This window comes from Kitasatospora sp. cg17-2 (assembly GCF_054031055.1).
This window is the reverse complement of record NZ_JBSSXW010000002.1, coordinates 156,482-182,803: the sequence shown is the minus strand read 5'-3', so window position 1 is coordinate 182,803 and position 26,322 is coordinate 156,482. Positions and strand designations below refer to the sequence as shown.

Sequence of the window (26,322 nt, the reverse complement as noted above, 5' to 3'; positions counted from 1 at the left end):
ATCGCGCACCCGGGACTCACGGTCGTCGACATGCCGGCCGACCCCGAGGAGTTCACCGCCGCCCTGCGCGGGACGTGGCAGCTGGCGTTGGACGGCACCGGGACCGTGGAGGACCGCGCGCGGACGACCCTGGTCGCGCAGGAGGCCCGGCGCCGGGCCGCGACCGACCGCGTCCGCCTCGACCTGCACTCCCTGCACGCGGACGGCCGGCTGCGCCTGGCCCTGGGCGGACGTCGTGATCCAGGAGCGCTACGTCGACCGCACGGTGGCGGCACGCATCTCGGCGATGGCGGAATCGAGCCGGGCCGATCCCACTGCGGCGGCCAGGTCGACGGCGACCGCGGCGTGGTGGCGTGCCTCGTCCGCTTCGCCCTGCCGGACGAGGAGGGTGGCCAGGCGCGCCGCGCCCATCGCCTTCGCCCTGGGCTGGGAAGCTGCCGAAACATCCGCCGTGCGCCGCAGCTGGGGAACGACGTCGGGCGAGAGGTGGCCGGTGGTCGCCGACAGCCGGTACAGGGCGTACCCGAGGTCGGAACGCAGCTTGGCCGGCGTCAGCGTCCGAAGCCAGCCCTCCTGCGCGCTGTCGCCGGCTCGGAAGGCGTGGTCCTCGGCTGCGGCGACGGAGCGCATGACGGCGCGGATCTCGCCCTTGAGCGCGAGCGCCTGCGCGGTGACGGCACAGGTCATCGCCAGGACGGCGGGAGGGTGCGGTTCGGAGACGGACGCGGTGAGTGCCAGCGCCCGCTCGGCGTCACCTTCGTGGACGGCCTGGCGGGCGGCGTTGGTGGCGATGTGGCAGTACGCCAGGGTGTCGCCGGCTTCCCTGGCGGCGTCGAGCGCCAGGTCGAAGGCGGCTGTGGCGCCCTTCTCGCCGGCGTCGAACGTGGTCCAGGCGTACAGGCCCGCCAGCCGCGCCACGGAGCCGCTCCAGGCGGTGCGGACGGTGGGCGTCATCGAGGCGGAGCCGAGGTCGATCGCCCGCCGCAGTTCCAGGCCCGCGAAGTGCCGGGTCGCACGGCCGCCGGAACGGCGGTCCCATTCCTCCAGTGCGGTGGTGTGGCTGTCGAGGCGGCGTACGTCGTCGGCTCCGAGCCGCGACGGCGACGCCGCGGTGCCGGGCAGGACGGTCGCCGCGCCCAGGGACAGGAAGGTTCGGCGTTGCGTCGGACTCACCTCGCGGTTCCGGGTTCGCGGCCGGCGCGTGCCGACGAGGCCGAGCTCCGCGTCGGTCTCCACTTCGAAGACTGCCCGCAGCGCCTGCCGCACCTCGTCCCGCGGCCACCTGATGCGACCGCATTCAAGGCGGCTGACAGTGGTGGCGTCAAAACTTCCTGGATCCAGCCCTCGCTTCTGGCACCAGGCGTGTACACGGGTGGCCACCGCCTCCTGGGTCCAGCCCCGTACTTCCCTGGCCTGCTGCAAGGCCGTGTTCTCCATCGTCCTGCCCCCTCAACTGGACGTCTGCGAAGGCCAATGAGCCTACCCGACGCCCGTAACTTGCCCACCTAACCTGCCCTGCCCGATTCACCTGAGCGGGTGTCAGATAGTGCTCCGCCCGATCGAGTAGAGAACCGGCGACCGATTGCCCGGGGTCGCTCGGCTGGCTCTCCAACCACAGCTGGGCTCCCGCCCGCTGGGCTTGGCCGAGCGCCGTTTCATGCGGCCCAGTGCCGCCCGCCTTGAGGAGATGATGGCCCTGTCCGCTTCCCTGCCTGCCGTCGAGATGCCGCCCGGCACGTTCCGCATCGGCAAGTCGTTCACCTTCGAGGCCGGCCACCGGCTGGCGGGGCTGTCGCCCGAGCACCAGTGCTCCCGGCAGCACGGGCACAGCTACACCGTCGAGGTCGAACTGGCCGCGCCCGCGGACGCACTCGTCGCACCGGGCTTCGTCACCGACTTCGCCGACCTCAAGCCGTTCAAGGTGTTCCTGGACGGCGTGCTGGACCACCGCAACCTCCACGAGGTCCTGCCCATCGAACCCACCTCGGAGCTCCTCGCCCAGTACCTGGCCGGCTGGTTCATCGAGCACGTCCAGCCCGGCATCCCGGCGCGCCTGGCCGCCGTCCGGGTGCGTGAGACCGCGAGCAGCTGGGCCCGCTTCGAGTTGGCCGACAGGTGACCGTGCTGAGCCTGCCCGGCATACAGGCATCCGCCGACGGGACGCTGCTGATCGCCGAGTGCTTCGGTGTGGAGGTGCCCACCTTCCAGGGGGAGGGGCCCAGCGGCGGCCGGCCGGCCCTGTTCATTCGGCTCTCGCGCTGCAACCTGGCCTGCCTCAGGTGCGACACCAAGCAGACGTGGGACTGGAGCCGGTACGACCCGCGCGAGGTCTCCAGCCGCAAGACGGTGCGGGAACTGGCGCAGTGGGCACTGTCCTCGCCGGTCGAGCTGGTCGTGATCACCGGCGGCGAGCCTCTGCTCCAGCAGCGGCGCCTGCTGCCGCTGGTGCGCGAACTGCTCGCGGCCGGCAAGCGGATCGAGTTCGAGACCAACGGCACCATCATGCCGATGCCGGAACTGCTCGTCGACGGGGTCCGGTTCAACGTCTCTCCGAAGCTGGCCAGCTTCGGAGAGGACGAGAGCCGCAGCCTCGTCGCAGCGGTGCTCGCCGCGTTCGCGGCCGGCGGCCGGGCGGCGTTCAAGTTCGTCGCGTCGGGCCCGGACGACCTCGACCGGATCGCCGAGCTCGTCGAGGAGCACCAGTTCGCCGAGGTGTGGGTGATGCCGGAGGGCACCACCACGGAAGCCGTCATCGCGACACTGCGCGCCATCGCCGACCAGGTCGCCGCACGCCGCTGGAACCTGACCCCCCGCCTGCACACCCTCGCGTTCGAGAACGCCAGCGGCCGCTGAGCCCCCCACATCGGGCGCCACCGCCCCTTTCCGAGAAGAGGACGCACCGTGACGAGTACCGACCTCGCCGCCCGCCCGGCCGGCATCGAAGCCGCCCCGGCCCGGCCGCACATCGACACCGCCCGCATCGAGTCCCTGTTCACCGAACTCCTCGTCGCGCTCGGCGAGGACCCCTCCCGCGACGGCCTGGTCGGCACCCCGCGGCGGGCCGCCGCCTCATGGGCGTCCTTCCTGTCGCCCGCTCCCGCGGACGCGGCGTGCTTCCCCGAGCCGCAGCTCGTGGGCCAGATGGTCCTCGTCGACGGCGTCAGCGTCTGGTCGAAGTGCGAGCACCACTTGCTGCCGATGCACCTGAAAATCGCCGCCGCCTACCTGACGGGCGAGGAGGTGCTCGGCCTGTCGAAGTTCGGCCGGATCGCGCAGCACTATGCCGGTCGGCTCCAGGTCCAGGAGCGCTTCACCGCGCAGGTCGCCGACCACCTTGCCCAGGCGGTCGGCAGCCCGGACATCGCTGTCCACGTCGAGGGCCTGCACCTGTGCATGAGCATGCGAGGCGTGCGGATGGAGGACGCCCGCACCACGACCCTGCAGGCCCGAGGGCGCTTCGAGAGCGACCCCGTGCTCAGCCAGCAGTTCCTCACCATCGCCACCCGGCACCGCGCGGCCTGAGATACCGCCCCACTGACCGAGGAGAAGGATCCGATGGACACGCCGCCGACGGCGCCGACGCACGACACTGCCCCGCCCACGCCTCTCCACCTGACCTGGGACGATATCGACTCCGCCGTGCAAGTCCTCACCGAGCGGGTGAGCGTCGACGGGCTGCCGCAGGCCGTGGTCGCCGTCCTGCGCGGGGGCATGGTCCCGGCCGTGTGGCTTGCCCACCGCCTCGGTATCCGCGACGTGCGCACCGTCGAGGTCGTCCGCACCATGGGCGACGGCGTCAACGCGGACAAGAACCCGCTGCCGGACGTCCGCAACCCCGCCTCGCTCGGCGACCTGCGGGGCCTGGACGTGCTCCTCGTCGACGACATCGCCGGCTCCGGTGTCACCCTCGCCCACACCGCGGACCTGCTCCGCGACCTCGGCGCCGCCCGCGTGCACACCGCGGTCCTCGCCGTGAACCGGGCCAACTGGCAGCAGGACGCCCAGCCCGCAGACGCCATCGACCACATCGCCGCCCTCTACGACACCTGGATCGTCTTCCCCTGGGAGGGGACCGCATGACCACCGAGCTGACCGAGCAGCACCGCACCCGACCCGGCACCCCGATGATCGGGGCGTACAGCACCAACCAGATGGACGACTTCTACGGGGCGCTCGCCGTGGGCGAGGCGAAGCCGTCGGGGCTGATGAACCTGATGCAGCATCTCATCGCCGCCGAGCGGTCCCCGGAGGGCGCCAACGTCCTGGACGTGTGCTGCGGGCGCGGCCTGGCCCTGCCGCTGCTGCACCGCTACGCCCCGAACATCGCCCGCTACGTCGGCCTGGACATCAGCCCGGACAACCTCACCGAGGCCCGCACCCGACTGGAGGCCCTGCGCGGGCACTACGGCAGCCCGTTCCCCGTCGACTTCCTCCAGTGCGACGTCTCCGAGCCCTCGCCGGACCTGCCGCCGTTCGACGTCGCGATCTACACCTCGGCGCTGGAGCACCTGCCCTATGAACTCGGCGTCAAGAGCCTGGCCTTCACCGGCGCCGCGCTCGCCCCTGGTGGGGTGCTGTATCTGTCCACGCCGCAGGCGTTCGGGCCGCCGCCGCGCCCGCTGCAGTACCGGGTGCACGTCTACGAGTGGTCGCGCGAGGAGGTCGAGCGCGCCGTCGCGGACGCCGGCCTGGTCGTCGAGGACGTCATGGGACTGCTGCCGCCCACCCCGCAGGAGATCGCCGCCGAGTTGGAGGAGCGCTTCGGCCCCGGCGCGGTCGACTGGTACCGCCACCTGACCTCCCGGGTGCCGAAGGCGCTGCTGGACACGGTCTCCTCCATCGCGGTGCCCGACCGGGCGACGGAGCTGCTGTTCGTGTGCCGGAGGCCGGCATGAACACCACCACCGTTCCCCGGCCCCGCCGCACCTCCGGCGGGACGGGGCGGCCGCTGTGGGTGAGCGTCGAGGGCATCAACGGGGTCGGCAAGAGCACCGCTGTGCGCGCGGTAGCCGCGGCGCTCGGCCCGCGCTGCCTGCGCCTGGAGGAGCTGACCGACCAGGCGGCCGACTCCCTGCCCGGCCAGGTCATCGCCGCCCTCGCCGCCGGCGGCGACGTGTGCCTGCGCACCGGGCACCCGGTCGCCGAGACGCTGGCGTTGCTCGCGCTGAAGTTCCGCGAGTCCGAGCGCCTGACCGCAGCCTGGCCGGACGGAGTGGAAGTCGTCCTGGAGGACCGCGGCGTGGACAGCGTGGCCGTGTGCCAGACCTCGATCCTGCATGCCGAGCACCCCGCCACGCCCGCCCTGACGATCGCCGAGCGGATCCTGGCCACCGCCCGCCGCTGGCGGCCCATGCCCGACGCCACCGTGCTGCTGGTCGGCGACAGCGACGTGTGCGCGGCCCGCTTCGCCGAGCGCATCGGCCGCGCCGTCCCGCCCGACGCCCGCGCGGTGATCGAGCACACCGGCCGGCTCTACCGGCAGCTCGCCGCCGCCGAACCCGACCGGTACACGATCGTCGACGTGAGCGGGTGCGGCCCGGAGGAAGCCGCGAAGGCCGTCGAGGACGCCGTCCTCGCCGCCGAAGCCCACCGGGAGGTCACCCGTGCGGCCTGACACCCGGCCCCGGCCGCCGCGGGGGCGCGACATCACCTTGTTGTGGGCGCTGCGCTCCCCGTGCTCCTTCGGTTGCCCGCACTGCTACTTCGGCGAGCTCGCGGACGACAAGGTCGGCCCGCCCAAGGAGGTGGGCCTGCTCTCCCACATTCCCGTGCGCGACCTCGACCGCACCGACCTGGAGGCGTTCGCGCGCACCCTGGCCCACTCGCCGGTCGAGCGGGTCGTCCTGGCGGGCGGCGAGCCGCTGGACTGGCTGCCCACCCTCAGTCTGATCAAGACGATCAAGGACGCCGGATGCGAGGTCGTCATCGCGACCAACGGCGTGCCCCTCACCCGGCCCGGCATCGCCCGCACGCTCGTCGAACTCGGCGTCGACGGCGTTTCGGTGTCCCTCGACAGCGCGGACGCGGCCGTCAACGATCGGCTGCGGCCCTCCCGGTCCGGGCGCGTCGGCCACCGACACGTCCTGGCCGGCATCCGCACCCTCCTGGACGAACGGGGACTGGGGCCCGGCCCCCGCGTCGGGATCTACACCGTCGTCATCCGCGAGCGCCCCCAGGAGATCACCAACGTCGCCCGCCTGGCCGCCGAGATCGGCGTCGACTACTACGTCCCGCAGCCCATCTCCCTGCCCCCCGACCACAAACTCTTCGCCGAACGCTGCCACACCGCCGCCGACGTCCCCGCCGTCGAACAGGAGCTGCTGCGCCTGCAGCAGGACCCCGGCAACCTCACCCTGCCCGGCCCCGGCTACACCCGGCAGTTCCTCGACTCGATCGCCACCCAGGACAGCGGCCGCGTCCAGGAGTGCTTCGGCGGGGCGCAGCTGTTCTTCGTCCAGCCCGACGGCTCGGTGTGGGACTGCCCCTCCGACCGGCGGATCGCCGCGACACCGCCCCAGGCACGGCGCACGATCGCCGGCGCGGACGCGCGGACCCTGTTCGAGGGCCGTCCGGCGTGCACGGACTGCTCCCACTTCTCCCGGGACTGCGTCAACATGACCCCGCTCGTGCTCGGCATGCCCCGCCTCCTGGGCCAGGTGGGGGCATGAGCAGCCCCCTGCCCACGCTGCCCGCGGCGGATACTCTCGGGGCCCGGGTGCTGGAGGCGCTGGCCCGCATGCCCGATCCGGCCCGTGCCGCGTGCGTCGACGCCTTCGAACGCGACCTGGCCAACGTGTTCGGCACCCGGTACGCCATCGCGGTGAACTCCGGGACCGCCGCGCTACACGCCACGCTGTTCGCGGCCGGCATCCGGCCCGGCGACGAGGTGCTGGTGCCCGCGCTCACCGTGATCATGACCGCCGCGCCCGTCGTCCAGCTCGGCGCCACCCCCGTGTTCATCGACAGCGACCCCACCACGCTCGACGTGGACTACGCGGACACCGCCGCCAAGGTCACAGCCCGCACCAAGGCGATCGTGCCGGTGCACCTGTGGGGACGGACGGGCGACCCGGCCGCCCTGGCCGCCTTCGCCTCCCGCCACAACCTGGCCGTGGTAGAGGACGCCGCCCAGGCCGCCGGGACCTCACGCGCCGGCACCACGGCCGGCACGGCTGGCACGGCCGGGTGCTTCAGCATGAAGGACGGCAAGATCCTCTGGAGCGGGGAGGGCGGCTTCGTCGTGACCGACGATGCCGACCTCGCCGCCCGGGCCCGGGCCTTTCGCGGGCACTGGCTCACCCCGCCGCCCGGCGACCGGCCCCAGCAGCACCTCGCCGTCAACTTCCGCCTGGCCGAGCCCCTCGCCGCACTCGCCCACGCCAACCTGCACCGCCTCCCGGCCTTGCTGGAACGCCGCCGCGCCCAGAGCACGTACCTGCTGCGTGCCCTGGCCGGTGCCCGCGGTCTCACCCCGATCCACCCGGCCACCGACGAGACGTGGAACCACCACTCCCCGCTCCTGGCGATCGGCCTGCCGCGCCCGCGCGCGTTCGCCGAACACCTCGCCCGGATCGGCGTGCCGAACTCCACCGGAACCTTTGGCCTGGTCCCGTGCGACACGCGCCCCATGTTCAGTGGCGGCGCCCGACCGCCGTGCCGCGGCGCCGCCCAGATCCTGGAGCGCACCCTGGCCGTCGTCCTCACCGACCACAACGACGAAGCAGTCCTCGACCGCTACGCCGCCGCCATCACCCACGCCAGCGCCGCATGGAGCGGCTGACCGCACACCCCCGCAGCCCGGGCCGCCGCACCCGCGGCGGCGGCCCGCCCTCCCCGATGGGACACCGCAGCATGACCACCGCACCGCATCAAGGGCGCTGCCGCCGCGGCCCGCTGATCTCCGCCGAGGGCCTCAACGGCGTCGGCAAGACCTACCTCACCAACCGCGCCGTCGAGACCCTCGAGGCCAAGCCGGTGATGCTGGACGAGTTCTCCCAGCGCGCCGACGGCCGCCCCGGCCTCGGCGAGGCACTCCTGCAGGCGCTGCGCCAGGCCAGCATCGGCGACCCGTTCCTGCGCGGCGGCACCCCGATGGCCGAGGCCCTGCTCCTGATGGCCATCAAGCGGCACGATCTGGACACCGTCCTGCCCGACCTGGCCCAAGGGCGGGCCGTCGTGGAGGGCCGCAGCGTCGACACCACCGCCGTGTGCCAGGCCCTGCTCCTGCACCCAGACGACCAGGACGCCGCCCTGCGCACCGCAACCGACCTGCTGGACCTCGCCGCCTCTTGGCGGCCGCTGCCCGACCTGACCATCCTCGTCACCGACGACCCTTCCGAAGCACTCAAGCGCGCCCAGCGGCGCGACCGCTGCGTCTTCACCGGCGAGCAGGCCCGCTTCATGAGCGAGGCGTCCGCGCTCTTCGAGAGGCTCGCCGCCACCGACCCCGTCCGCTACCGCGTCGTGGACCGCCGCCACGTCGACGAGTACGACGCCGCCGACCGGATCCGCACCTGGATCCACGACGCCGGCGTCGACCTGGACTGCCTCACCGAACCCTGGCAGGGGCCCGGCGCCGCGTGCCTGTGCTGCCACCGGCCCGCCGTCACCACGGCAGCGGCATGAACCCGGGCAGCCCGCCGCCGTGCCCGGGCGGGCACAGTTGCGTTCCCGCGCTCGGTGAGGACACCGGCGCCCTGATCCTCGACTTCGACGGCACCCTCGCCGACACCCGGCAGAGCCACGAGGAAGCGCTGCGCGCCGCCCTGCTGTCCTACGGCGTCGCCCTCGATGCGGACTGGTACGCCCGGTACGTCGGGCTGTCCATCGGCGACCTGCTGGCGGCGCTGCCCGGCAGCCGGGTCCTGCCCCACGACGAGGTCATCGCGCGCAGCCGCGCCCACCTCCTGGCCGAGGTCCACACGATCACGCCCATCGCGTGCACCGCAGAACTCCTGCGGCGGGCACGGGCCGCGGGCCTGCCGTGCGCCGTGGCCTCCGGTGCCAGCCGGCAGCTCGTCGGCCCGGGCCTGGCCGCGCTGGGCCTGCGCGGCGAATTCGCGGCCGTCGTCGCCCGCGAGGACGCCGCCCGCGGCAAGCCGGACCCGGAGCTGTTCCTCACCGCCGCCCGCCGCCTGGGCATCACGCCCAGGCGCTGCCTGGCCGTCGACGACGCCTCCGCCGGCGTAGCCGCCGCCCGCGCGGCGGGCATGCGAGTGCTCACCATGGCCGGCGCCCACCTCGCCCCGGTGAGCAGCGCCCCGTCGACACCTCAGGTTGGCGCCGCCCGGCGAGCCGACCCCCCGCTCCACGACCCGACCCGATGACGGCGCCAGCGCCGTCCGAGAGGAGCACCGTGCCCGTTCTGCACTCGACCAAGCGGACGACCGTCCTGCGCCCGCCGACCGCCACCCGCGAGGGCGTCGGCGAGTTCGAGTACACCGACCACTACAGCGTCTTCCACTACGGCCCGATGCCGGACGCGATCCCCGGCAAGGGCGAAGCGGCCTGCCAGATGGCCGTCTTCAACTTCCAGCTGCTGGAGGCGGCCGGCGTGCGCACGCACTTCCTGCGCCAGAGCGCCCCGAACCGGATCGAGTTCACCCTCGCCCGCCTCCCGGAGACGCTCGACCACCCGCCCACCCCCAAGCTGGGCAACTACCTCCTGCCGCTGCAGGTCCTCTTCCGCAACGAGCTCCCGCCCGGCAGCTCCGTCCACGGCCGCCTGGCCTGCGGCGACCTGCGCCCGGCCGACCTCGGCCTCGACACGGTCCCCGCCGTCGGCGAGCGCCTCCCGCAGCCGACCATCGAGTACGCCACCACCCGCGAGGCGGTCAACCGCTTCCTGACCCGCGCCGACGCCCAACTCCTCTCCGGCCTCGACAACCGCCTCTTCCAAGCCCTGCGCGAAACCACCGTCGCGGTCAACACCGTGCTGAGCGACCACGCGGCCGCCGTCGGCATCGACCACTGCGACGGCAAGACCGAGTTCCTGGTGACAGGCGATCAGGAACTGCTGCTCGCCGACAGCCCCGGCACCCCGGACGAGAGCCGCCTGATGTTCGACGGCGTGCACTGCGGCAAGCAGATCCTGCGCGACTGGTACGTGCGCTCCGGCAACGAGGTCCCCGTCGGCCGGCTGATCGCCGACGGCGTCCCCCGCCACCAGTGGCCCCGACCCGCCCCGCTGCCGCCCGGGTTCGTCCCCGTGATGGCCGACCTGTACCGGGCGCTGTGCGAGAGGTGGACGAGCGAGCGCCACCAGAACGCGCCCGGCCTGCAGGCCGCAACCCGGGCCGTGCGCGCCCTCACCGAAGAGTGAACGGCCACCGCGGCGGCACCTGCGCGGGCATGCTAGTCCCGGCGCGGCAGCACGCCCGGCACACGACGGCCGAAGAACTCGAGGAAGCGGTGGACACATGGGCGGCCTGACCGGCGACCCGGACTTCCGGGCGACGACGTTCATCATCGTCGACTTCGAGACGACCACCCCCGCCGGCCACCCGGCCCAGCCCATCGAGGTCGCGGCCAAGGCCCTGCGCCTTGACGACGGCGCCTGGCAAGAGAGAGGCCACAGCACCTCCCTGATCCGCCCACCCGCGTTCGCACCGGTCACGCCCGCCGACACCGCCCAGACCGGCCTGACCGCCGAACAGCTCGCCCACGCCCCCACCCCGGCCCAAGCACTCGGCGCACTGGACCGCCGCCTCACCCCCGGCACCCCCTACCTACTGGTGGCCCAGCACGCCGCCACCGAGGCGAACGTCATCCACCACCAGCGCGAGCACTGCCCGGCGCTGGCCCGCACCAACCTCATCGACACCATCCCGCTGGCCAAGCACCTCATCCCCGGCCTGCCCAACTACAAGCTCGACACCCTCCTGGCCCACTACGGCATCCCCCAACCGCCCAACCGCCACCGCGCACCCGACGACGTCGACGTCACCGCGAAGCTCTTCCGCCACCTCATCACCGCCGCCGACCGCGACCCGCACCTGAACAGCCTCGCGGCCCTCTTCAAGACCGCCGGGCGCACCGCCAAGGCCAACCAGCCCGTCCAGGCCGGGCTGTTCGACTGACCCACCGCCACACCCCCGTGCGAACGACCCCAGACAAGGACGGTGCCCACCCGATGCCGCACGACGACGAACTGCACCCCACCGAGGTGCCCTTCTGGTTCGACCCGCTGTGCCCGTGGGCATGGGTCACCTCCCGCTGGCTCCTGGAAGTCGAGAAGGTCCGCCCCGTCCGCGCCGACTGGCGGATCATGTCGCTGGCCTACCTCAACCTCGTCCAGCGCGAGGGCAAGGGCCTCAGCACCGAGTACCGGGCCCTAATGGAGAGCGCCTGGGGCTCGGTGCGGGTCTGCGCCGCCGCCGCCGAGCACGCCGGCCCCCAGATCCTCGGCCCGCTGTACACCGCCATCGGCACCCGCCTGCACAACCAGCGTCGCCGCAACGACCCCACCCTCATTCCCGAGGCCCTCGCCGAGACGGACCTGCCCGCAGCCCTGGCCGCAGCGGCCACCACCACCGCCTACGACCGGCACATCATCGCCTCCCACCACGAGGCGTTCGACGAAGTCGGACTCGACGTCGGCACCCCCGTCCTGCGCGTCGCCGGCACCGCCCTGTTCGGCCCCGTACTGCGCCGGGCCCCCCGCGGCGAGGCCGCCGGGAAGCTCTGGGACGGCCTGGCCCTCATCGCGCAGACCGACGGCTTCTACGAGCTCAAGCGCAGCCGCAGCCGCGACGTCAGACCGGTTTTCGAATGACCGAGGCGGTACCGGGCTGGCGTCGGCCGGCCACCGAGGCACGCCCCGGCCGCGGGCGGACGACCGGCTACGGCCGTCCGCCTCCGGCCCGGACCCTAAGAGGTGTCGTACCCGCCTTTCATGGCCTACGCGGTGACGCCGAACGCGCGGGCGACGCGCTTCCCGACCACGCTCATGGCCGACTCCAGCGGGTACCAGGCCGCGCCGGTCACCTCCGTCTCCTGGAGGAGCCCGATCTCGGCGCGCTCCGTCAAGAAGGCGTACCCGAGGTCCAGGTGGTAGTGCTCCGGTTCGTCCTTCTCCGGCCGCGCCGGCACCAGGCCGTACTCCACGTAGACCGGCACCGGCGACAGCGGCGCGATCAAGCGTCCGTCGAGGCCGGTCTCCTCCGTCAACTCACGAAGTGCAGCATCGAGCAGAGTCGTGTCGGTCGGTTCAAGATGGCCCCCCGGCTGCAGCGTGATCCCATAAGCGAGGTGGTCGATCAGCAGCACCTCGCCATCGCGGACCAGGAGCGCGCCGACCGTCACGTGCATCGGGAAGCTGCGTCGGGAGGCGAACCCGGAGCCGGCACCGAGGAGCCGCAACGGCTCGGCCAGCACTTCGCCCTCGTTCGGGAACCGTGCGAGGTACGTCGACAGCGTCTGCGCGATGGTCGCGTCACTGATCGCCACGATTCACCCCCGATCCGACCCGGGAACTGAACTCCCATCGACCAACTGCTCGGACACGGGCAGCGAGCGTGCGCACAATCAGCTCCAGCAGGGCGTAGCGGACAGGGCTCGCACTCTACCGGGAGCGTGCGACCGACTCGTCCCGTGTTGCTCCACGCTCATCATTCCCATTGAGAAGCCGCGGTCACGCTTTACGACAGCGCCGAGGCCCGCCACCACCAGTGGGTCGCGTCCGTCGGGTTCCTGCGGCGAGTGCGGACCGCATCGGAGCCGTCCGGTTGCACTTTCGTGTCCCGGATGGGCTGTGGTGGCGGGTCTTGATGACGATAGTTGGCGGACCGGATCAGTTGTAGGTCCGGCCCCCCACTGAGTGTGACCAGGCGGGGGCGGGCGACCCGCTCTACGACCAGTGGCTGGACGGCGCGCTCGCGCCGCCGACGCTCTACCCCGACAAGGACGCCTTCTACCGGGAGCACCCCGCTCTGGCCGAGCCGTGGCGCGCCCGGCTGGAACGGGACGAGGGCGGCCCAGCGCCGTTCGGCAGCGACGAACGCCGTGCCCACGACGACCTGGGCCAGGACTGGATGATCACCATCGCCGCCCCCGCCACGGGAGATCCGCGGGCCTGGCCGAAGCCGGAGGCGGTGGTCGTCGCCACCCGTCTGCCGTCCGGCGAGCCCAGAACCCCGGTCTACGTCCTCGCCCGGGGCCTCCACGCGGATCACGCAGTTGCGGTCCTCGAAACAGTGCCAGCCCCGGCATCCCTGGCTGACCTGGCGGCCGCACTCATCTCTCGCCGCGCCCCCGCACAGGCCACCGACCGATGAGCTACCTTCGCCAGGGCCGCCATCAGCCTCCCAGGTAGTACAGGCGGTAGGGGTGTATCCGCCAGCAGACCGAGGCTGGCGGAGCGGCTCCGGGTATGTGGTGGACCGGGGCCGACCGGGGGAACACGCCTGTTCGACAGGCGGGGATCGGATCGTACGGCCGTCGTGCCTTCCTCAGCGGCCGGGTGGCAGCGGGTGCGGGTCCGGTCGGTGAGGATTCGATCAGAGGCGGGGTGCGGGGCCCGGTGGCGGTGCCTTCGGACCTGTTCACGGGGGATCCGTGGACGTGCCCCCGGCGCGGCGCGGGGCGAGCGTGTCCGGGTCTGGGTCTGGGGCACGGTCCGTCCCGGCGTGAGGAGGGGTGGCGGTGGGCGGGTCGATCAGGCCCAGGCGCACGAGGGTCTCGACCTGGTGGGATGGCAGCGTTCCGGCACGCAGGCGCTTCAGCTGCAGCTGCCGCCATTGCGCCAGGTGCGTGCCGTCGGGCGTGACATAGGCCTTGGCGACCAGGTTGGTACCGGACTCCTCGGCGTGGGCGGCCCAGGCTGCTGCGTGGCGCGACCACCTCGCGTCCAGCAGCGAGCGTGTGAACCCGAGGGTGCTCAGCTGCGCCTGTCGCTTCGCGGGCAGGATGTTCCACCTGTTCCCGCGGTGCCGGGAGGCCTTCCTGCCGAGAGGGCGTCCGGCGGCGTTGACGTAGTCGGTGGGGACGTCGAGGTGGCCGTACTCGTCGCGGTAGGCGGTGAGGTCGGCGACGAACGTGTCCCAGACCGCGTCGAACACGTTCGGAGTGAACCCGAGCGCGGTCAACTGAGCCTGCCGTTCGGGAGGCAGAGCGTCGAAGGTCTCCCGATGGGACCCGACCTGTATACCGAGCTTGCGTCCTTCCGCGGTGGTGTGGTCACGCTTGACGTCGACGTGGCCGTACTCTTCCCGGTAGGCGGTGAGGTCGGCGACGAACGTGTCCCAGACCGCGTCGAGCACGTTCGGAGTGAACCCGAGCGCGGTCAACTGCGAGCGCTGCGCGTCGGTGTAGCGGTCGAGCCGGTCCCGGGCCCTGCGGACCTGTGCGCCGAGCCGGCGCCCAGCCCCGTTCACATGGCTGACGGGGACGTCGACGTGGCCGTGCTCGTCGCGGTAGGCGGTGAGGTCGGCGACGAACGTGTCCCAGACCGCTGTGGCCAGGCGCTTGGTCATCCCGACCTCCTCCAGGGCCTCCCGGAGGTCCGCCGGTACCCGGTCCTCGGTGAACGCCCGGTGGGTGGCGTGCCACCACGCCCCGAAGGCAAGTCCTTCGGGGCTGCGCCAGCTCCGGGGGACGTCGGCCAGGGAGCCGCCCTCGACGAGGAAGCGGTCGGCTGCGCCCAGGTACTCGTGCCAGGAGGCCGAGGTCTCGCGGACGACCCGGACCAGGATCGCGCGGGCGAAGCCCTCCGGGACGGATGTGCCGGTGACAGTCAGCCAGTCGGGCTGCTCGGGGCGGGTCGGGATGCTTTCCGCCGCGCCGAGTGCGCGGCGGGAGGCCGCGGTGTGGGCGGCGAGGGTGTCGTCGGTGGCGGCCATCGCGCGGGCGGTGCTGAAGACGGTCGCGAACCCCGGACTGTCCGCTCCGTCGGCGAGATCCAGTCCCTCCTCGGGGTTCGCGGGGACAAAGACCGTCGCGACCTTGAACCGGCCCGGTTGCTGCCGGACGGCCCGTCCGATGATCTGCCCGGTGGCGATCGCGCTGCGCGGGGAGAGGATGGCGACGGCGTCGGTCTCCGGGACGTCGACCCCCTCGCTGAGGAGTCTGGCGTTGGCAACGACAACGAGTCCGTGGTGCGGCTCGGACAGCCGCCCGAGGACGGCGTCCCGGACGGCCGGGCTGTGGCCGCCGTGGACGTGCCCGGCCCAGAGGCTGGAGGGTCGCTCGTGCGGCTCGAAGTGCTGCAGGGCCAGTGACAGGGTCCGGGAGAAGAGCTCCGCGTCCGCCACTGTGGCGTGGTAGGTGATCATGCGCCGGACGCTGTACTGGTGTGCCGCCCTCAGCAGGGCGATCTGGGTGGCGAGCATCCGCGCCGTCACGGGCGTGCCGCCGGTCGCGTAGTAGGCGGGGTTCTCGACCGCGGTCACCACCGAGGCGACGTCCGCGTCGGTCACCAGCGGCACGACCATCCGGAAGTGCGCGACCAGGCCCCGATCTCGGGCCAGACCGTAGGGCAGGCTGTACACGGCACGTCCGACGCGCTTCTCGTCGTCCAGGCTGATGACGTCGTCGCCGCCCAGGAACACCTTGGGGGTCGCGGTCATGCTGAGCCGGTGCCGGGCGGGCAGGCGGATCTCGTCGTGAACCGCCGACCAGGGCCTGCCGACGGATCCGGCGGTGCGGTGGGCCTCGTCGATCAGGGCGAGCGCCACCGCCGGAAGGCTGTGGCGGCGGTAGGCGGAGAGCAGCACGTCCAGGCTCTGGTAGGTGGAGAGCACCGTGGTCCGCCCGCCGCGCAGGAGGTCGGCGAGGACGTCCGGTTCGCTGGTGACCGCGGCTTCCCAGCCCCGCAGCCGGTTGTGGTACCTCGCCACGATGCCGGGCTTCGAGCAGACCGCCACGATCCGTCCCAGGGCCGGGCGCCCGAGGGCGCGGGCCCAGGCCGCGACGGTCTGGTCGAGCAGGCGCAGTGTGGGGACCGTGATCAGGAAGGGGCCGGGAACGCGCTGCGCGAGCCGATGGGCGACCTCGGCGCCCACGCGGGTCTTGCCTGTTCCGCAGGCCATGGGCAGCAGGGCCCGGTCCGTGCTCTCGAACTCGGCGAGGACCGCGTCGACGGCCTCGCGCTGATGGGGCCACAGCTCCGGGGCCGTACCGTCGGCTGTGCCGGCGATCGGGTCGGTCTGTTCGCCGGGTTGTCCGGCCGGCCGGGTGTCGGTGCGGGCTGTCACGGGCGGGCCAGGGCGTCGCGGGCGGCCTGCCGGAGGAGATCGAGGCTGGCCCGGGGGTCGAGCGATATTTCCTCGAGGTCGTGCAGCCGCGGGTCCGGGGCGTCCTCGTAGACGGCGTCCCAGGACGAGAGGCAGACGGTGAGGACCTCCCCGCCGGTCTCGAGCAGGGCACGCTCGGTCGGGACCGTTCTGCCGCTGTCGAACGCGACGACGCGGACCTCCAGGGCGGTGGTCTCGACCAGATGCACGAGGTGACCCATCTGCCGGGCGTGTGCCTGCGTCCCGCCGGTGTGCCGGCGGAGCACGGCCTCGTCGAGCAGCACGATCGTGGGCGGCGCGCCGGGGTTCTCGATCCGCTGCGCGAAGGCCTCCCGCCGGGTGCGGTGGACCTCGCGCCGCCAGGCGGCGAGCGCCGCACTGTCCGTCAGCAGATCGGCCCGGTGGACCTGGCACGGCCCGCACCCGGTGCCCGGCAGTGCCCCCAGCGCGGACCCGGGGCGCCGTCGCGGGCGGGAGCCGGGCGTCGCCCGCCACACCGCCTCCTCGATCTCCTCGGTCTGCAGCGGGACCGGCAGCACCTGCCCTCCGGCGGTGAGCAGGACCCGCGAGGCCTCCCGTTCGGCGATCTGGTAGCGGTGCGGCCAGGCGGGGCCGTCGTCGAAGTAGGCCTCGGGCGCGAACCCGGCGGCGACGTGGCGCTCGTGCCCGTCGACGCTCTCGAACCACTCCTGCGCCGCAACGCGTCCGGCGCCGTAGGCCCGAGCCCACGACAGGGCCTCGCCCGTCCGTACGGCGCGCCGCAGCATCGGGCTGCGGCCGGCTTCGACGGCGGCCAGGCTCTCAGGAGATATCCCGAGCCGGTCGGCGACGGTGGCGGGTTGCTCCTGCTGGCATTCGCGCAGGTGGCGCAGGTGCGCGCCGAGGATCCGGTCGGCCGGGTGCCGCTGGGCGGCCGGGAGGTGGGTGGTCAACGGGTGACTCCGGGAGCGGTGTGGTGGCTGCGGCCGGCGGGTTCGGTCCGGGCGATCGCGCCGAGGACCGCCGTCCGGGCCGGGCCGGTGGGGCGGGGCGGGCAGTGGACGTGACGTGGTGAGGAGACGACACGGGGCGGTTCGACGAGCACGGTGTCGCGGAGCAGGGCCGTGAACTCGGCGGGGGTGCGCAGGCGCCCCCACCGGCCTTCCAGCACTCCGGTCATCAGCTCGTCCACCTGGCGGGCCAGATGCGCTGCTTCGGTGGTCGGCTGGCACACCGCCAGGTGGCCGCCGGCCGGCCAGAGGGCGGCGAGCGCGCCCGCCAGGCCGGTGGCCACCGAGTCCGGGACGGTCTCGAGCGCGGCGCACACCACGGCCAGCGGTTCGGCCGGGTCCAGGAGCGCAGTGGCGGCGGGGTGGCGCAGGAGGCGGCGCAGGCCCTCGGCGAGGCCCGTGTCGGCGACGGCCACGGTGTCGGTGTGCTCCAGCAGGCAACGGGCGTGGGCGACGGCCACCGGATCGGCGTCGGTGTAGAGGACGCGGCAGCCGGCGGCGATCGCGCGGGCGATGTCGTGGGTGTTGTGTCCGGGGACCCGCGGGAGACCGCAGTCGGCGTGGACGATCTGGCGCACGCCGTGGTCGCGGACCAGGACGGCGACGGCGTGCGCCGCGAACCAGTCACCGTCCTGGGCCGTGCGCGGGGCCGCAGGGAGCAGGGAGATCAGGTCCCACGCGACCCGGACGCTCGCGTCGTTGGCATCACTCCCACCGCGCAGGAAGTCCCGCACACGCGCGTACGACGCCTGTTCCAGGAGCCGGTCGAGGTGCTCGGGATCGGCTTTCCAGTGCTGCGGCCAGGGGCTGTGCTCCCGGTGGGCGGCCGACGCGGCGGTGGCGGTCACGGCCCGGCCACCGGAGCGTCGGTGCGGCGGCGCTGGCCGGGCAGGCGGACCGAGTCCGCGCCCGGGTCGGCGGCCGGGCCGTCCGGCTGGGCCGACAGGTAGGCGCCGCCGCAGGCGGTCAGCCGCAGCGCGGTGTCGATCAGCGGGACGTGGCTGAAGGCCTGCGGGAAGTTGCCGACCTGGCGCTTGAGCCGCGGGTCCCACTCCTCGGCGAGCAGCCCGAGGTCGTTGCGCAGCGACAGCAGCCGGTCGAACAGCTCCCGCGCCTCCTGCACCCGGCCGATCATGGCGAGGTCGTCGGCCAGCCAGAACGAGCAGGCCAGGAAGGCGCCCTCGTGGCCGGAGAGGCCGTCGACGTTGTTCCCCGACTCGTCGTGGGTCGGGTAGCGGAGCACGAAGCCGTCCTCGGTGGACAGCTCGCGCTGGATCGCCTCGATGGTGCCGATCACCCGCTTGTCGTCCGGCGGCAGGAAGCCGACCTGCGGGATGAGCAGCAGCGAGGCGTCCAGCTCCTTGCCGCCGTAGTACTGGGTGAAGGTGTTGCGGCCGGGGTCGTAGCCCCGCTCGCAGACGTCCCGGTGGATGGTGTCGCGCAGCTCCCGCCAGCGCTCCAGCTGGCCGCCGGCCGGGGCGTCCTCGGGGGTCTGCTCCAGCAGCTTGATGGTGCGGTCCACCGCCACCCAGGCCATCACCTTGGAGTGGACGAAGTGCCGGCGCGGTCCGCGGACCTCCCAGATGCCCTCGTCCGGCTCGGTCCAGTGGTCCTCCAGGTACTCGATCAGCCGCAGCTGGAGGTGGTGGGCGTGGTCGTTGCGGACCAGGCCGGTCATGTGGGCCAGGTGCAGCGCCTCGACCACCTCGCCGTAGACGTCCAGCTGGAGCTGGCCGGCCGCGCCGTTGCCGACCCGTACCGGCTGCGAGCCCTCGTAGCCGGGCAGCCAGTCCAGCGCGGACTCGGTGAGCTCGCGCTCGCCGGCGATGCCGTACATGATCTGGAGGTTCTCCGGGTCGCCCGCGACCGCGCGCAGCAGCCACTCGCGCCAGGCCTTGGCCTCGTCGCGGTAGCCGGTGCGGAGCAGCGAGGAGAGGGTGATCGCGGCGTCCCTGAGCCAGGTGTAGCGGTAGTCCCAGTTGCGCTCGCCGCCGATGTCCTCGGGCAGCGAGGTGGTGGGGGCGGCCACGATCCCGCCGGTGGGGGCGTAGGTGAGGCCCTTGAGGGTGATCAGCGAGCGGACCACGGCCTCCCGGTAGGGGCCCTGGTAGGTGCACTGGCCGACCCAGTCGAGCCAGAACCGGACGGTGCGTTGCAGTTCGCGGTCGGGGTCGACGCGGGGCGGGGCTCCGCGGTGGGACTCGCGGTGGGTGAGGACGAGGGCGAGGCGCCGACCGGCCGTGACGCTGGCCTCGGCGGTGAGGACGCCGTCGGGGCCGGTGTCGTGGTCGAGGCCCTCGAGCCAGACCGCGTCGGGTCCCGCCACGGCCACGGCGGTGCTGTCGGTGGCCGAAGGCCGGTGGACGGCCGGGACGGTGCGTCCGTAGCCGAAGCGCGGCCGCACGACGGAGCGCACGGTAACGGTGCCGGTCACGGCCTCGACGATGCGCACGATCCGGGGGGCGGCGGGTGCTCCGTCGCGGACGGCGACGGGCATGAAGTCGGTGACGCGAACGGTGCCGTCGGGGGTGTCCCATTCCTGTTCCAGGACCAGCGAGTCGCCCCGGTAGCGGCGGCGGTCGGCCGGACGCGGGGCGGCCCCGCCGGGGGCAAGGTGCCAGGAGCCGTTGGTGTCGGTGCCGAGGAGGGCGGCGAAGAGCGCCGGGGAGTCGAATCGGGGTGCGCACATCCAGGTCACGGCTCCGATCCGGTCGACGAGGGCGGCGGTCTGCATGTTGCCGATCAGCGCGAGGTCCTCGATCGGGAGCGAGTGGGTCACGGGAACGTCCCTTGCTGGGGTGGGTGGAAGATGCTGGGGCACCTGGTGGTTCAGGTGGCGGCGTTGGTGCGGGCCGGCGGTCCGGCGGTCCGGCGGCTGGGCGGGGGTCGGGGGGTGTCGGCGGCGAGCAGTACGTCGGCAACGATGCGGGCCAGTGCGGGTGACAGCCCTTCGGGCAGGTGGACCCGTTCCAGGGGGCCGCCCGGCGACCAGACTCCGGCAGGTCGTGGCGGGCCGGGGTGGGCGAGGGCTCGGCGCTGCCGCGGGTCGAGGGCGGCCAGGATGCCGAGGACGGCGGTGGCGTCGGCGAGGTCGGTGGCGGGGGTACGGCGATGGGTGGCGGCGAGTTCGAGGGGCCCGGTCCCAACGATCAGCTCGGGTCCGCCGTGGGCGAGGGCGCGCTCGAGTGCGGAGAGCGCGGTCCACGGGAAGCGGCCGGGTGCCAGCAGCACCACCGCGTCCACCGGCATCGGCAGGGGCTCGCAGGTGGTGACGACGACGCGTCGGCCGCGGGTCAGACGGTCGAGCACCTGGTGGCGTTCACGCTGGGGCTGGGCGGCGGTGAGGCTCGTCACCGGGCGCGGGCCGCGCCGCCTGAGGGGGTCGGGCAGGGCGTGCGCGCGGGTGGCCAGGCGTCGGGCGGTGGTCTCGTCCGGGCAGTACACGGCCACGCTGTCGATGCCGGGCCGGGCGGTGAGGCCGACGGCGAGGCGGGCCACGGCCTCCAGGCGTTCGGCGCCGCCGGTGGGCCGCGCCGGGGTGCTGAGTGCGACCTCCAGTCGCCAGGAGCGGGCGACCGCCGGGCCGAGTTCGCGTATCCGGCCGTACCGGGGGCCGGGCCGGACCTCCCGCAGCCGGCCGCCCGGGTCGACGAGGGCGGTCACGGTGCTCTGCAGCAGGCGCCGCACCGCAGGGACGACAGCGTCCGACAGCAGCTCCCCCGCCGACGCACCGCTCGCCTCGAGCGCGAGGACGTCCTCGACGACCAGCAGGTGCCAGGGGGCGAGGCGGCTCGCGCGGTGGGCGTCGGCGACGACTGCGGCGCCCGCGAGGGTGGCCACGACCAGGACGGGGCCCGGGTCCTGGAGGCGGCGGGCCAGGTCCACGTGGTCGGCGGTCCCTTCGCCGCCGGTGGGCGTGCGGGCGACGGCGACGCGCTCGTGCGGCCCGTGGACGCCGATCAGCCGGGCGCCGGGCACGCGGTGGTGCTGCCAGCGGGACAGGGCGTGGGCGAGGTCGCCGCCCTGCTGGACCACCAGGGCCCGGGCGGCGGTGCCCGCGGCGAGTTCGGCCTCGGCGGCCAGGACCGTGCGCGGCCCGGTCATCAGGACCCGCGCCGCCGTACGGTCCGGGTGCGGCGCCCGGGCGGCGGGACCCGGGCGGCGGGCGGGGACGGTGTGCAGGGTCATCGGCTGCCTCGCTGCGGTCGGCGCCGGGTCGGGCCGGCGGCGGTGCGCACGCGCATCCACCGGGCGGCCGCGCGCAGCCGCTCGGCGGTCGCGCGGGCGGGGGCGGCGCGGTGGGCGAGGGTGTCCAGCACGCGCCCGGCCTCGAGCGCGGCGGCACCGCAGTGGTAGCGCACTGCGTCGGGCCGGGCCTCGACGACCAGTGTGTCCCCGCCGGGCAGGACAACCTCGACGACCGCGCCGCCGGGATCGGGCGCCTCGACGATCCGCAGATCCACGCGCTCGGTGAGTGCGGCGAGGTGGTCGAGTTGTTCGGCTGCCGTGGGGGTGTCCCCCGCCGGCCGGTGCAGGAGCACCTCGTCCAGGTAGGCGGTGGGACGCGCCACCGGCGGCGGCGCGGCCCCGGCCAGTGCGGCGAGCACCTCGCTCTCCTCCCCGGGTACGGCGGCGGGTTCCGTCCGTGCCCATTGGTCGTGGTAGCGGGCGGTGCGCAGGCCCAGGGGGACCACCGCGCCGCCTCCGGCCCGCCAGGCCGTCGCGCGGGCCAGGACGCCGGAGAGCCGCTCGGCCCAGCCGGGCAGCCGGTCGGTGACCGAGTCCCCCGCCGTGCCGGCCAGCGCCCAGAGTGCGGGCAGGTGCGTCCCGGCGCCCAGCGCGTCCAGGTACGAGGCGAGCTGCGGGCGGGAGGGGGCGTCGGGGCCGCGCTGGAGGGCCGTCAGCCGGTCCGGCGGCATGCCGCTTCGCTCGACCAGGTCGGGCCAGGCGAGACCGGACTCGGTACGCAGGTGGGCCAGGCACGCGCGGACCACGGCCGGGCCCGCGGTGCGGGCGCTATCGGTGGCGGGCGGGCCGGCGGGGGCGTTCAGCGTACGGCTCACGTCCGGCTCCCGCGCATCAACGGGGCGACGTCCCGGAGCAGTCGGAGGTGGCCGGGGGTCGGGTGCCCGGCCGTGTCGATCCACGGGGACAGCCCGCCGGGCGCATCCTGCTCGGTGGCTGTCGTCGGGGACGGGTCGAGGAGGGCGCAGGCGCGCGCCACCACGGCGGCCCGCTCGGCCGCGCCCGGGCCGGCGCTGTCGGCGGGCAGCGGGAAGAGGACGGTGAGCGGGCGGGCGGCGTCACCGCGGCCGCGTGCCTCGAGCGCCCATTCGAGGGTCTCGGCCACCGCGTGCACGTCGTCGGGCTCCAGGACCAGCAGTGCGTCGGCGCCCGGCGCGCGCACCGGCTCGCACGTGGCGAGGACGAGCAGGGCCTCGTCGCCGTCGGCGAGGCGTGTCGTGGTCTGTCGCCGCTGCTCGGCGGTGAGGCCGGGCTTGAGGGTTCCCGTCCACAGCGACGCGGGGCGCTGCGGGGCGGGCAGGTCGGCGGCCGCCTGGTCGAGGGCACGTTCCAGGTGGCGGGCCTGCACCGCGGTCGCGCAGGACACCAGGACGCGCCGCAGGCCGTGACCGCGGGCGGTCGCCATGAGGAGGTCCGCCAGGCCCTGGAGACCTCCCCGGCCGGTGGCCGGAGGGACGAGGGCGAGCAGGCGGTGGGTCCGGCCCCGTCCGCCGGTGACGGCCCCGGCGGCGGTGCGCGCGACGGTCACGGACCCGGCGGCCGGGGGAAGGAGGGGCGGGGCGGTGGAGGTCAGCGCCAGGCGTGCCGTGGCGGGCAGCACGCGGTCGTCGTACAGCCCCTGTCCGGGCCCGCCGGGGCGGCCGATCCGGTGGGCGTCGCAGACCACCAGCAGGTCCCACGGCCGCAGGCCGCCGCGACGCCGGTGCAGCGCGGTGATCAGGGGAAGGGCCTCGGATGTGACGACGACGGTGGCGCCCTGGCGAGTGCCGGCGAGGTTGAGCAGGGCGCGTGCCGTCCAGACCACGGACCGGTGCGCGGCCTGCGTGCGCGTGAGGGTCAGCTGGCCTGGCAGCAGCAGTCCGGCGACCGTCCCGGTGTCGCGCAGGGCCGCGCCCCACGTCTCCAGTGCCAGTGTCCAGGCGGGGCCGTGCGGCGCGAGCACGAGGACCCGTTCCCGTGCGCCGGCACGGGCGACGGCCGCCGCCAGGGCGCTCTGCTCGGTGCGCGGGATCTGCGCGGACACCCGGTGGGGCGCACCGTCCAGCGCGGCGGCGATCATCCGGACGGCCGGGGCCAGTTCCTCGCACACGGCGGGCGCCGCCACCCGGAGGCCCGGTCGGAGGTCCCACGGGCGCACCACTCCCGTGAACCCTCCGACGGCGGTCGCGAGATGGTCGGTCGTCACACCGAGGAACCGGTGGACGCGGTCCAGCCGCCTACGGACCGTGGCCGGGGTCACCGCGAGTTCGGCGGCGATCTCGTCGTACGTGAGCCGGGCGCGCAGGCGCAGCAGCGTCCGGTCGGCGGGGTGGAGGTCGCGCGGATCGCTCCGGCACCCGTGCAGCGCGTCGCCGAGGAGGTCCCCGCAGGCCGCGTAGAGGGCAGTGAGGTGGGGGCGGCCGGTGGCCCGGGCGCGTTCCTGAAGTCCGGCCACGGCGGCGTTCAGGTCCTCGACCGCCATACCCTGGACGGCGGCGAGTTCGGCGATGCTGGCGGGCGCGCACAGCATCGCGGCGAGGGCGATGTCGTGGTCGTCGGCGGGGACGGTGGGAGCAGGCAAGGCCGCGCGCTGCTCGCGCGTCGGTCCGGCGGTGTCGGGGAGAGTGGTCATGGGCGGTGTCCTGGGGTCGGAAGGTGGCGGTCGGCCGGGCGCGGGGCGAGGGGTCGTGCGGCGGCGTGCGGGCCGGTCCGGGTGGCGGGCCATGTGCTCGGGCGCCGGTGGGAGGGCGGGACGACGTCGTGCGGTCTGCGGCCGGCGGCCCGGTCGTGGACCTGGTCGTCGGGATGCCCGGCGGCCAGGCGCGGGCCCGCGCCGACCGACCCGGTCGGCACGTGCACGGCGGACTCCGGCACGGGGCCGCCGCGGTCCTGGGCGACGGTCACGGCCGTCGTCCCGTGGTCAGGGCGCGCGCGGCCGCGTCGAGGTGCGCGCGCTGCGAGGCGTCCAGGTACGGGGTGCCCTCGATCCACGGCCACCGTGAATCGGCCGGATGCCGCTCGGCCCGGTCGGCGAGGCCGGGGTCCAGTACCGCGCACGCCCGCAGCAGCATCGCGGCGTCCCCGCCGCCGGGACCCGCCGCGTCCGCCGACGCCGTCGGCACCACGACGGTGAGCGTGCGCGCCCGGTCGTGCCGGCCGCGGGCCTCGAGGGCCCATTCGACGGCTTCGCCTGCCATGTGCTCGTCGTAGGGGGCGAGAACCAGCAGGGCGTCCGCGCCCGCGGCCCGAACCGGGCCGCTCGCGGTCAGGACCAGCAGCTCCTCCCGGCCCTCGGCGAACCGCCGCACCACTGCGGCCCGCGCCTCGACCCCCGTGTCCGCGGCGATCGCTTCGCTCCACAGGGACGCCGGTCGCCGCCACCCGGGCAGGGCCTCGGCGGCCCGGGCGAGCGCACCGGCCAGCAGGCAGGACGACCGCTCCGAGGCGCACACCACCTGCACGCGACCGAGCCCGTGACGGCGCGCCGCCCGAAGGACCAGGGCCGCCGCGTCGTCCGGCGTGCCGGCCCCGGCCGCGAGGGGGACGGCCAGCAGCCGGTGTCCGCGCACCCGGCCCTGCTCGGCGGCGAGCGCCGCGCTGCGCCGCACCACCACCGGTCCGGCATCGCGGGGAAGGCGCTCCGGGCGGGTGGAGGTGAGGGCCAGACGGGACGCGGCGGGCAGCGCCCGCTCGTCGGGAGTCCCGGGCACGGGGTGTCCGCGGAGCTGGGCGTCGGTGGTGACGACGAGGTCCCAGGGGGCGAGGGGCCTTGCCGCGGGGGTACGGTGCAGGTCGGCCAGCAGGCCCAGGACCGTCGGTGTGGCCACGACGGTGGCCGGCTGTCGGGTGCCGGCCAGGTCGAGCAGGCCACGCCGTGTCCAGGCCAGGGGCCACTGCTCGTCACCGGGCGCGGCGACGGTGCGCCCGCCGGGCCGGGGCCGCAGGCCCACCACCGTGCCGACGTGCTCCCGGGCACGGGTCCAGGTGTCCATCGCGCTGTCCCACGCCGGACCGTCCGCGGCGATCACCAGGACCCGGGCGCCGTGGCCGGCCCGGCCGAGGGCTACTGCGGCGGCCACCGCCTGCTGTTCGGCGCGCGGGACCTGCGCCGCCGCGCGCGATGTGCCAGCCAGGGCTGCGAGGATCGCCTCGACGACCGGGGCGAGGGATTCGGGAAACGTCGGGGCGGGCAGCGGCAGCCCGGGGTGGGCGTCGGCCGGCCGCACCACACCCATCGCCGCGCCGACCGCGGTCGCCTCGTGATCGGTGCCCACCTCGAGGAAGCGCCGGACCCGGGCGGCCCGGGTGCGCACGGTGCCCTGGGCGACGTCGAGTTCGACGGCGACGTCGGCACGGGAGTGGCGGGCAAGCAGCCGCAGCAGGGCCCGGTCGGCGTGGTCGAGGTCCCTCGGATCCTCCCCCGTGAGGCTCAGGCGGTGGGCGGGGACCAGGTCGGCCGCCGCGTACTGGGCGGCGACCTGGGGACGCAGGAGGGTGCTGCAGCGCTCCATCGCGGCCGTGATCTCGCGCTGGACGGTGGCGCGCGGGAGGTTCTCGGTCCTGGTGATGCTCTTCACGGTGCCGGGGCCGCACAGCAGGGCGGCCCAGGTGAGGGCGTGGCGGCTGCGCGGGAGGATTGCGGCGAGCAGCGCCGCCGGGGTGGTGGCGGTGGGCACGGTGTCTGCCGGAGCGTGGTTCATGTGCGGGGTCCTGTGGGTCGGGTGGTGTGCCGGTCGATCAGGGACGGCGGCGCGGCCGCGCGGGGTGTGTGCGGTGGTGGGGACCGTCGCCGTGTCCCCGGCGGGGCCGGGAGGTGCTCGGCACGGACGGCCGGGGTACTCACCGCGCACCGGCCCGGTCCCGCGAGACAGGGAGCGGGC

Annotated in this window: 23 protein-coding genes; 13 read left to right on the top strand and 10 right to left on the bottom strand. The window is 74.5% G+C overall.

What is annotated here, in order from left to right:
- Positions 1-249: 249 nt before the first annotated feature.
- Entirely contained in the window at positions 250-1,437 is a 1,188-nt protein-coding gene (locus ACW14Y_RS41605; protein WP_456988778.1) for a helix-turn-helix domain-containing protein, read from the bottom strand.
- Between the two features lie 220 nt (positions 1,438-1,657).
- Here ACW14Y_RS41605 and ACW14Y_RS41600 point away from each other — a divergent pair, with 220 nt between their 5' ends.
- From ACW14Y_RS41600 to ACW14Y_RS41540, 13 genes are all read left to right on the top strand, one after another.
- Entirely contained in the window at positions 1,658-2,119 is a 462-nt protein-coding gene (locus tag ACW14Y_RS41600) for a 6-pyruvoyl trahydropterin synthase family protein (RefSeq protein ID WP_456988702.1), read from the top strand.
- Positions 2,116-2,853: a 7-carboxy-7-deazaguanine synthase QueE gene (locus ACW14Y_RS41595; protein ID WP_456988700.1), complete on the top strand. Its 738-nt coding sequence runs from the start codon at positions 2,116-2,118 to the stop codon at positions 2,851-2,853. Before ACW14Y_RS41600 ends, ACW14Y_RS41595 begins: the two co-directional genes overlap by 4 nt.
- A 48-nt stretch (positions 2,854-2,901) precedes the next feature.
- The gene (gene folE, locus ACW14Y_RS41590) at positions 2,902-3,522 is read left to right on the top strand and encodes a GTP cyclohydrolase I (protein ID WP_456988698.1); all 621 of its coding nucleotides are present in this window, start codon (positions 2,902-2,904) and stop codon (positions 3,520-3,522) included.
- Positions 3,523-3,639: 117 nt separating this feature from the next.
- On the top strand, positions 3,640-4,080 hold the full coding sequence (locus tag ACW14Y_RS41585) for a phosphoribosyltransferase (protein WP_456988696.1): 441 nt from the start codon (positions 3,640-3,642) through the stop codon (positions 4,078-4,080).
- Entirely contained in the window at positions 4,077-4,895 is an 819-nt protein-coding gene (locus ACW14Y_RS41580; RefSeq protein ID WP_456988694.1) for a class I SAM-dependent methyltransferase, read from the top strand. The genes ACW14Y_RS41585 and ACW14Y_RS41580 overlap by 4 nt, the downstream gene beginning before the upstream one ends.
- Positions 4,892-5,614, top strand: coding sequence for a thymidylate kinase (locus ACW14Y_RS41575; RefSeq protein WP_456988692.1), 723 nt, complete (start codon positions 4,892-4,894; stop codon positions 5,612-5,614). Before ACW14Y_RS41580 ends, ACW14Y_RS41575 begins: the two co-directional genes overlap by 4 nt.
- Complete coding sequence (locus tag ACW14Y_RS41570) at positions 5,604-6,668, top strand: radical SAM protein (protein WP_456988690.1); 1,065 nt, start codon at positions 5,604-5,606, stop codon at positions 6,666-6,668. The genes ACW14Y_RS41575 and ACW14Y_RS41570 overlap by 11 nt, the downstream gene beginning before the upstream one ends.
- On the top strand, positions 6,665-7,780 hold the full coding sequence (locus tag ACW14Y_RS41565) for a DegT/DnrJ/EryC1/StrS family aminotransferase (protein ID WP_456988688.1): 1,116 nt from the start codon (positions 6,665-6,667) through the stop codon (positions 7,778-7,780). Before ACW14Y_RS41570 ends, ACW14Y_RS41565 begins: the two co-directional genes overlap by 4 nt.
- Before the next feature lie 71 nt (positions 7,781-7,851).
- Positions 7,852-8,625, top strand: coding sequence for a thymidylate kinase (locus ACW14Y_RS41560; RefSeq protein ID WP_456988686.1), 774 nt, complete (start codon positions 7,852-7,854; stop codon positions 8,623-8,625).
- The gene (locus ACW14Y_RS41555) at positions 8,622-9,326 is read left to right on the top strand and encodes an HAD family hydrolase (RefSeq protein WP_456988684.1); all 705 of its coding nucleotides are present in this window, start codon (positions 8,622-8,624) and stop codon (positions 9,324-9,326) included. Before ACW14Y_RS41560 ends, ACW14Y_RS41555 begins: the two co-directional genes overlap by 4 nt.
- A 29-nt stretch (positions 9,327-9,355) precedes the next feature.
- Positions 9,356-10,321 carry a phosphoribosylaminoimidazolesuccinocarboxamide synthase gene (locus ACW14Y_RS41550; RefSeq protein WP_456988682.1) on the top strand — a complete coding sequence of 322 codons (966 nt, stop codon included), beginning with the start codon at positions 9,356-9,358 and terminating at the stop codon, positions 10,319-10,321.
- 97 nt (positions 10,322-10,418) lie between these two features.
- Positions 10,419-11,078, top strand: coding sequence for a 3'-5' exonuclease (locus ACW14Y_RS41545; RefSeq protein ID WP_456988680.1), 660 nt, complete (start codon positions 10,419-10,421; stop codon positions 11,076-11,078).
- 53 nt (positions 11,079-11,131) lie between these two features.
- A complete protein-coding gene (locus ACW14Y_RS41540) occupies positions 11,132-11,773 on the top strand; it encodes a mycothiol-dependent nitroreductase Rv2466c family protein (RefSeq protein ID WP_456988678.1) in 642 nt (213 codons plus the stop codon).
- 125 nt (positions 11,774-11,898) lie between these two features.
- On the opposite strand, the gene ACW14Y_RS41535 is transcribed toward ACW14Y_RS41540, so the two are convergent.
- The 9 genes from ACW14Y_RS41535 to ACW14Y_RS41495 all read right to left on the bottom strand — a co-directional run bounded on the left by ACW14Y_RS41535 (position 11,899) and on the right by ACW14Y_RS41495 (position 26,142).
- Complete coding sequence (locus ACW14Y_RS41535; RefSeq protein WP_456988676.1) at positions 11,899-12,447, bottom strand: NUDIX hydrolase; 549 nt, start codon at positions 12,445-12,447, stop codon at positions 11,899-11,901.
- 1,094 nt (positions 12,448-13,541) lie between these two features.
- On the bottom strand, positions 13,542-16,190 hold the full coding sequence (locus tag ACW14Y_RS41530; RefSeq protein ID WP_456988674.1) for a Helicase associated domain protein: 2,649 nt from the start codon (positions 16,188-16,190) through the stop codon (positions 13,542-13,544).
- Positions 16,187-17,161 (bottom strand): Scr1 family TA system antitoxin-like transcriptional regulator, encoded by a 975-nt coding sequence (locus ACW14Y_RS41525; RefSeq protein ID WP_456988672.1) that lies wholly within the window; start codon positions 17,159-17,161, stop codon positions 16,187-16,189. Before ACW14Y_RS41525 ends, ACW14Y_RS41530 begins: the two co-directional genes overlap by 4 nt.
- Entirely contained in the window at positions 17,158-18,066 is a 909-nt protein-coding gene (locus ACW14Y_RS41520; protein ID WP_380305489.1) for an SAM-dependent methyltransferase, read from the bottom strand. Before ACW14Y_RS41520 ends, ACW14Y_RS41525 begins: the two co-directional genes overlap by 4 nt.
- Positions 18,063-19,952 (bottom strand): glycoside hydrolase family 15 protein, encoded by a 1,890-nt coding sequence (locus ACW14Y_RS41515; RefSeq protein ID WP_456988776.1) that lies wholly within the window; start codon positions 19,950-19,952, stop codon positions 18,063-18,065. Before ACW14Y_RS41515 ends, ACW14Y_RS41520 begins: the two co-directional genes overlap by 4 nt.
- A gap of 95 nt (positions 19,953-20,047) precedes the next feature.
- A complete protein-coding gene (locus ACW14Y_RS41510; protein WP_456988670.1) occupies positions 20,048-21,406 on the bottom strand; it encodes a hypothetical protein in 1,359 nt (452 codons plus the stop codon).
- Positions 21,403-22,281, bottom strand: coding sequence for a Scr1 family TA system antitoxin-like transcriptional regulator (locus ACW14Y_RS41505; RefSeq protein WP_456988668.1), 879 nt, complete (start codon positions 22,279-22,281; stop codon positions 21,403-21,405). Before ACW14Y_RS41505 ends, ACW14Y_RS41510 begins: the two co-directional genes overlap by 4 nt.
- Positions 22,278-24,074 carry a hypothetical protein gene (locus ACW14Y_RS41500; protein WP_456988666.1) on the bottom strand — a complete coding sequence of 599 codons (1,797 nt, stop codon included), beginning with the start codon at positions 24,072-24,074 and terminating at the stop codon, positions 22,278-22,280. The genes ACW14Y_RS41505 and ACW14Y_RS41500 overlap by 4 nt, the downstream gene beginning before the upstream one ends.
- Positions 24,075-24,342: 268 nt before the next feature.
- Entirely contained in the window at positions 24,343-26,142 is a 1,800-nt protein-coding gene (locus ACW14Y_RS41495; protein WP_456988664.1) for a hypothetical protein, read from the bottom strand.
- Positions 26,143-26,322 lie beyond the last annotated feature (180 nt).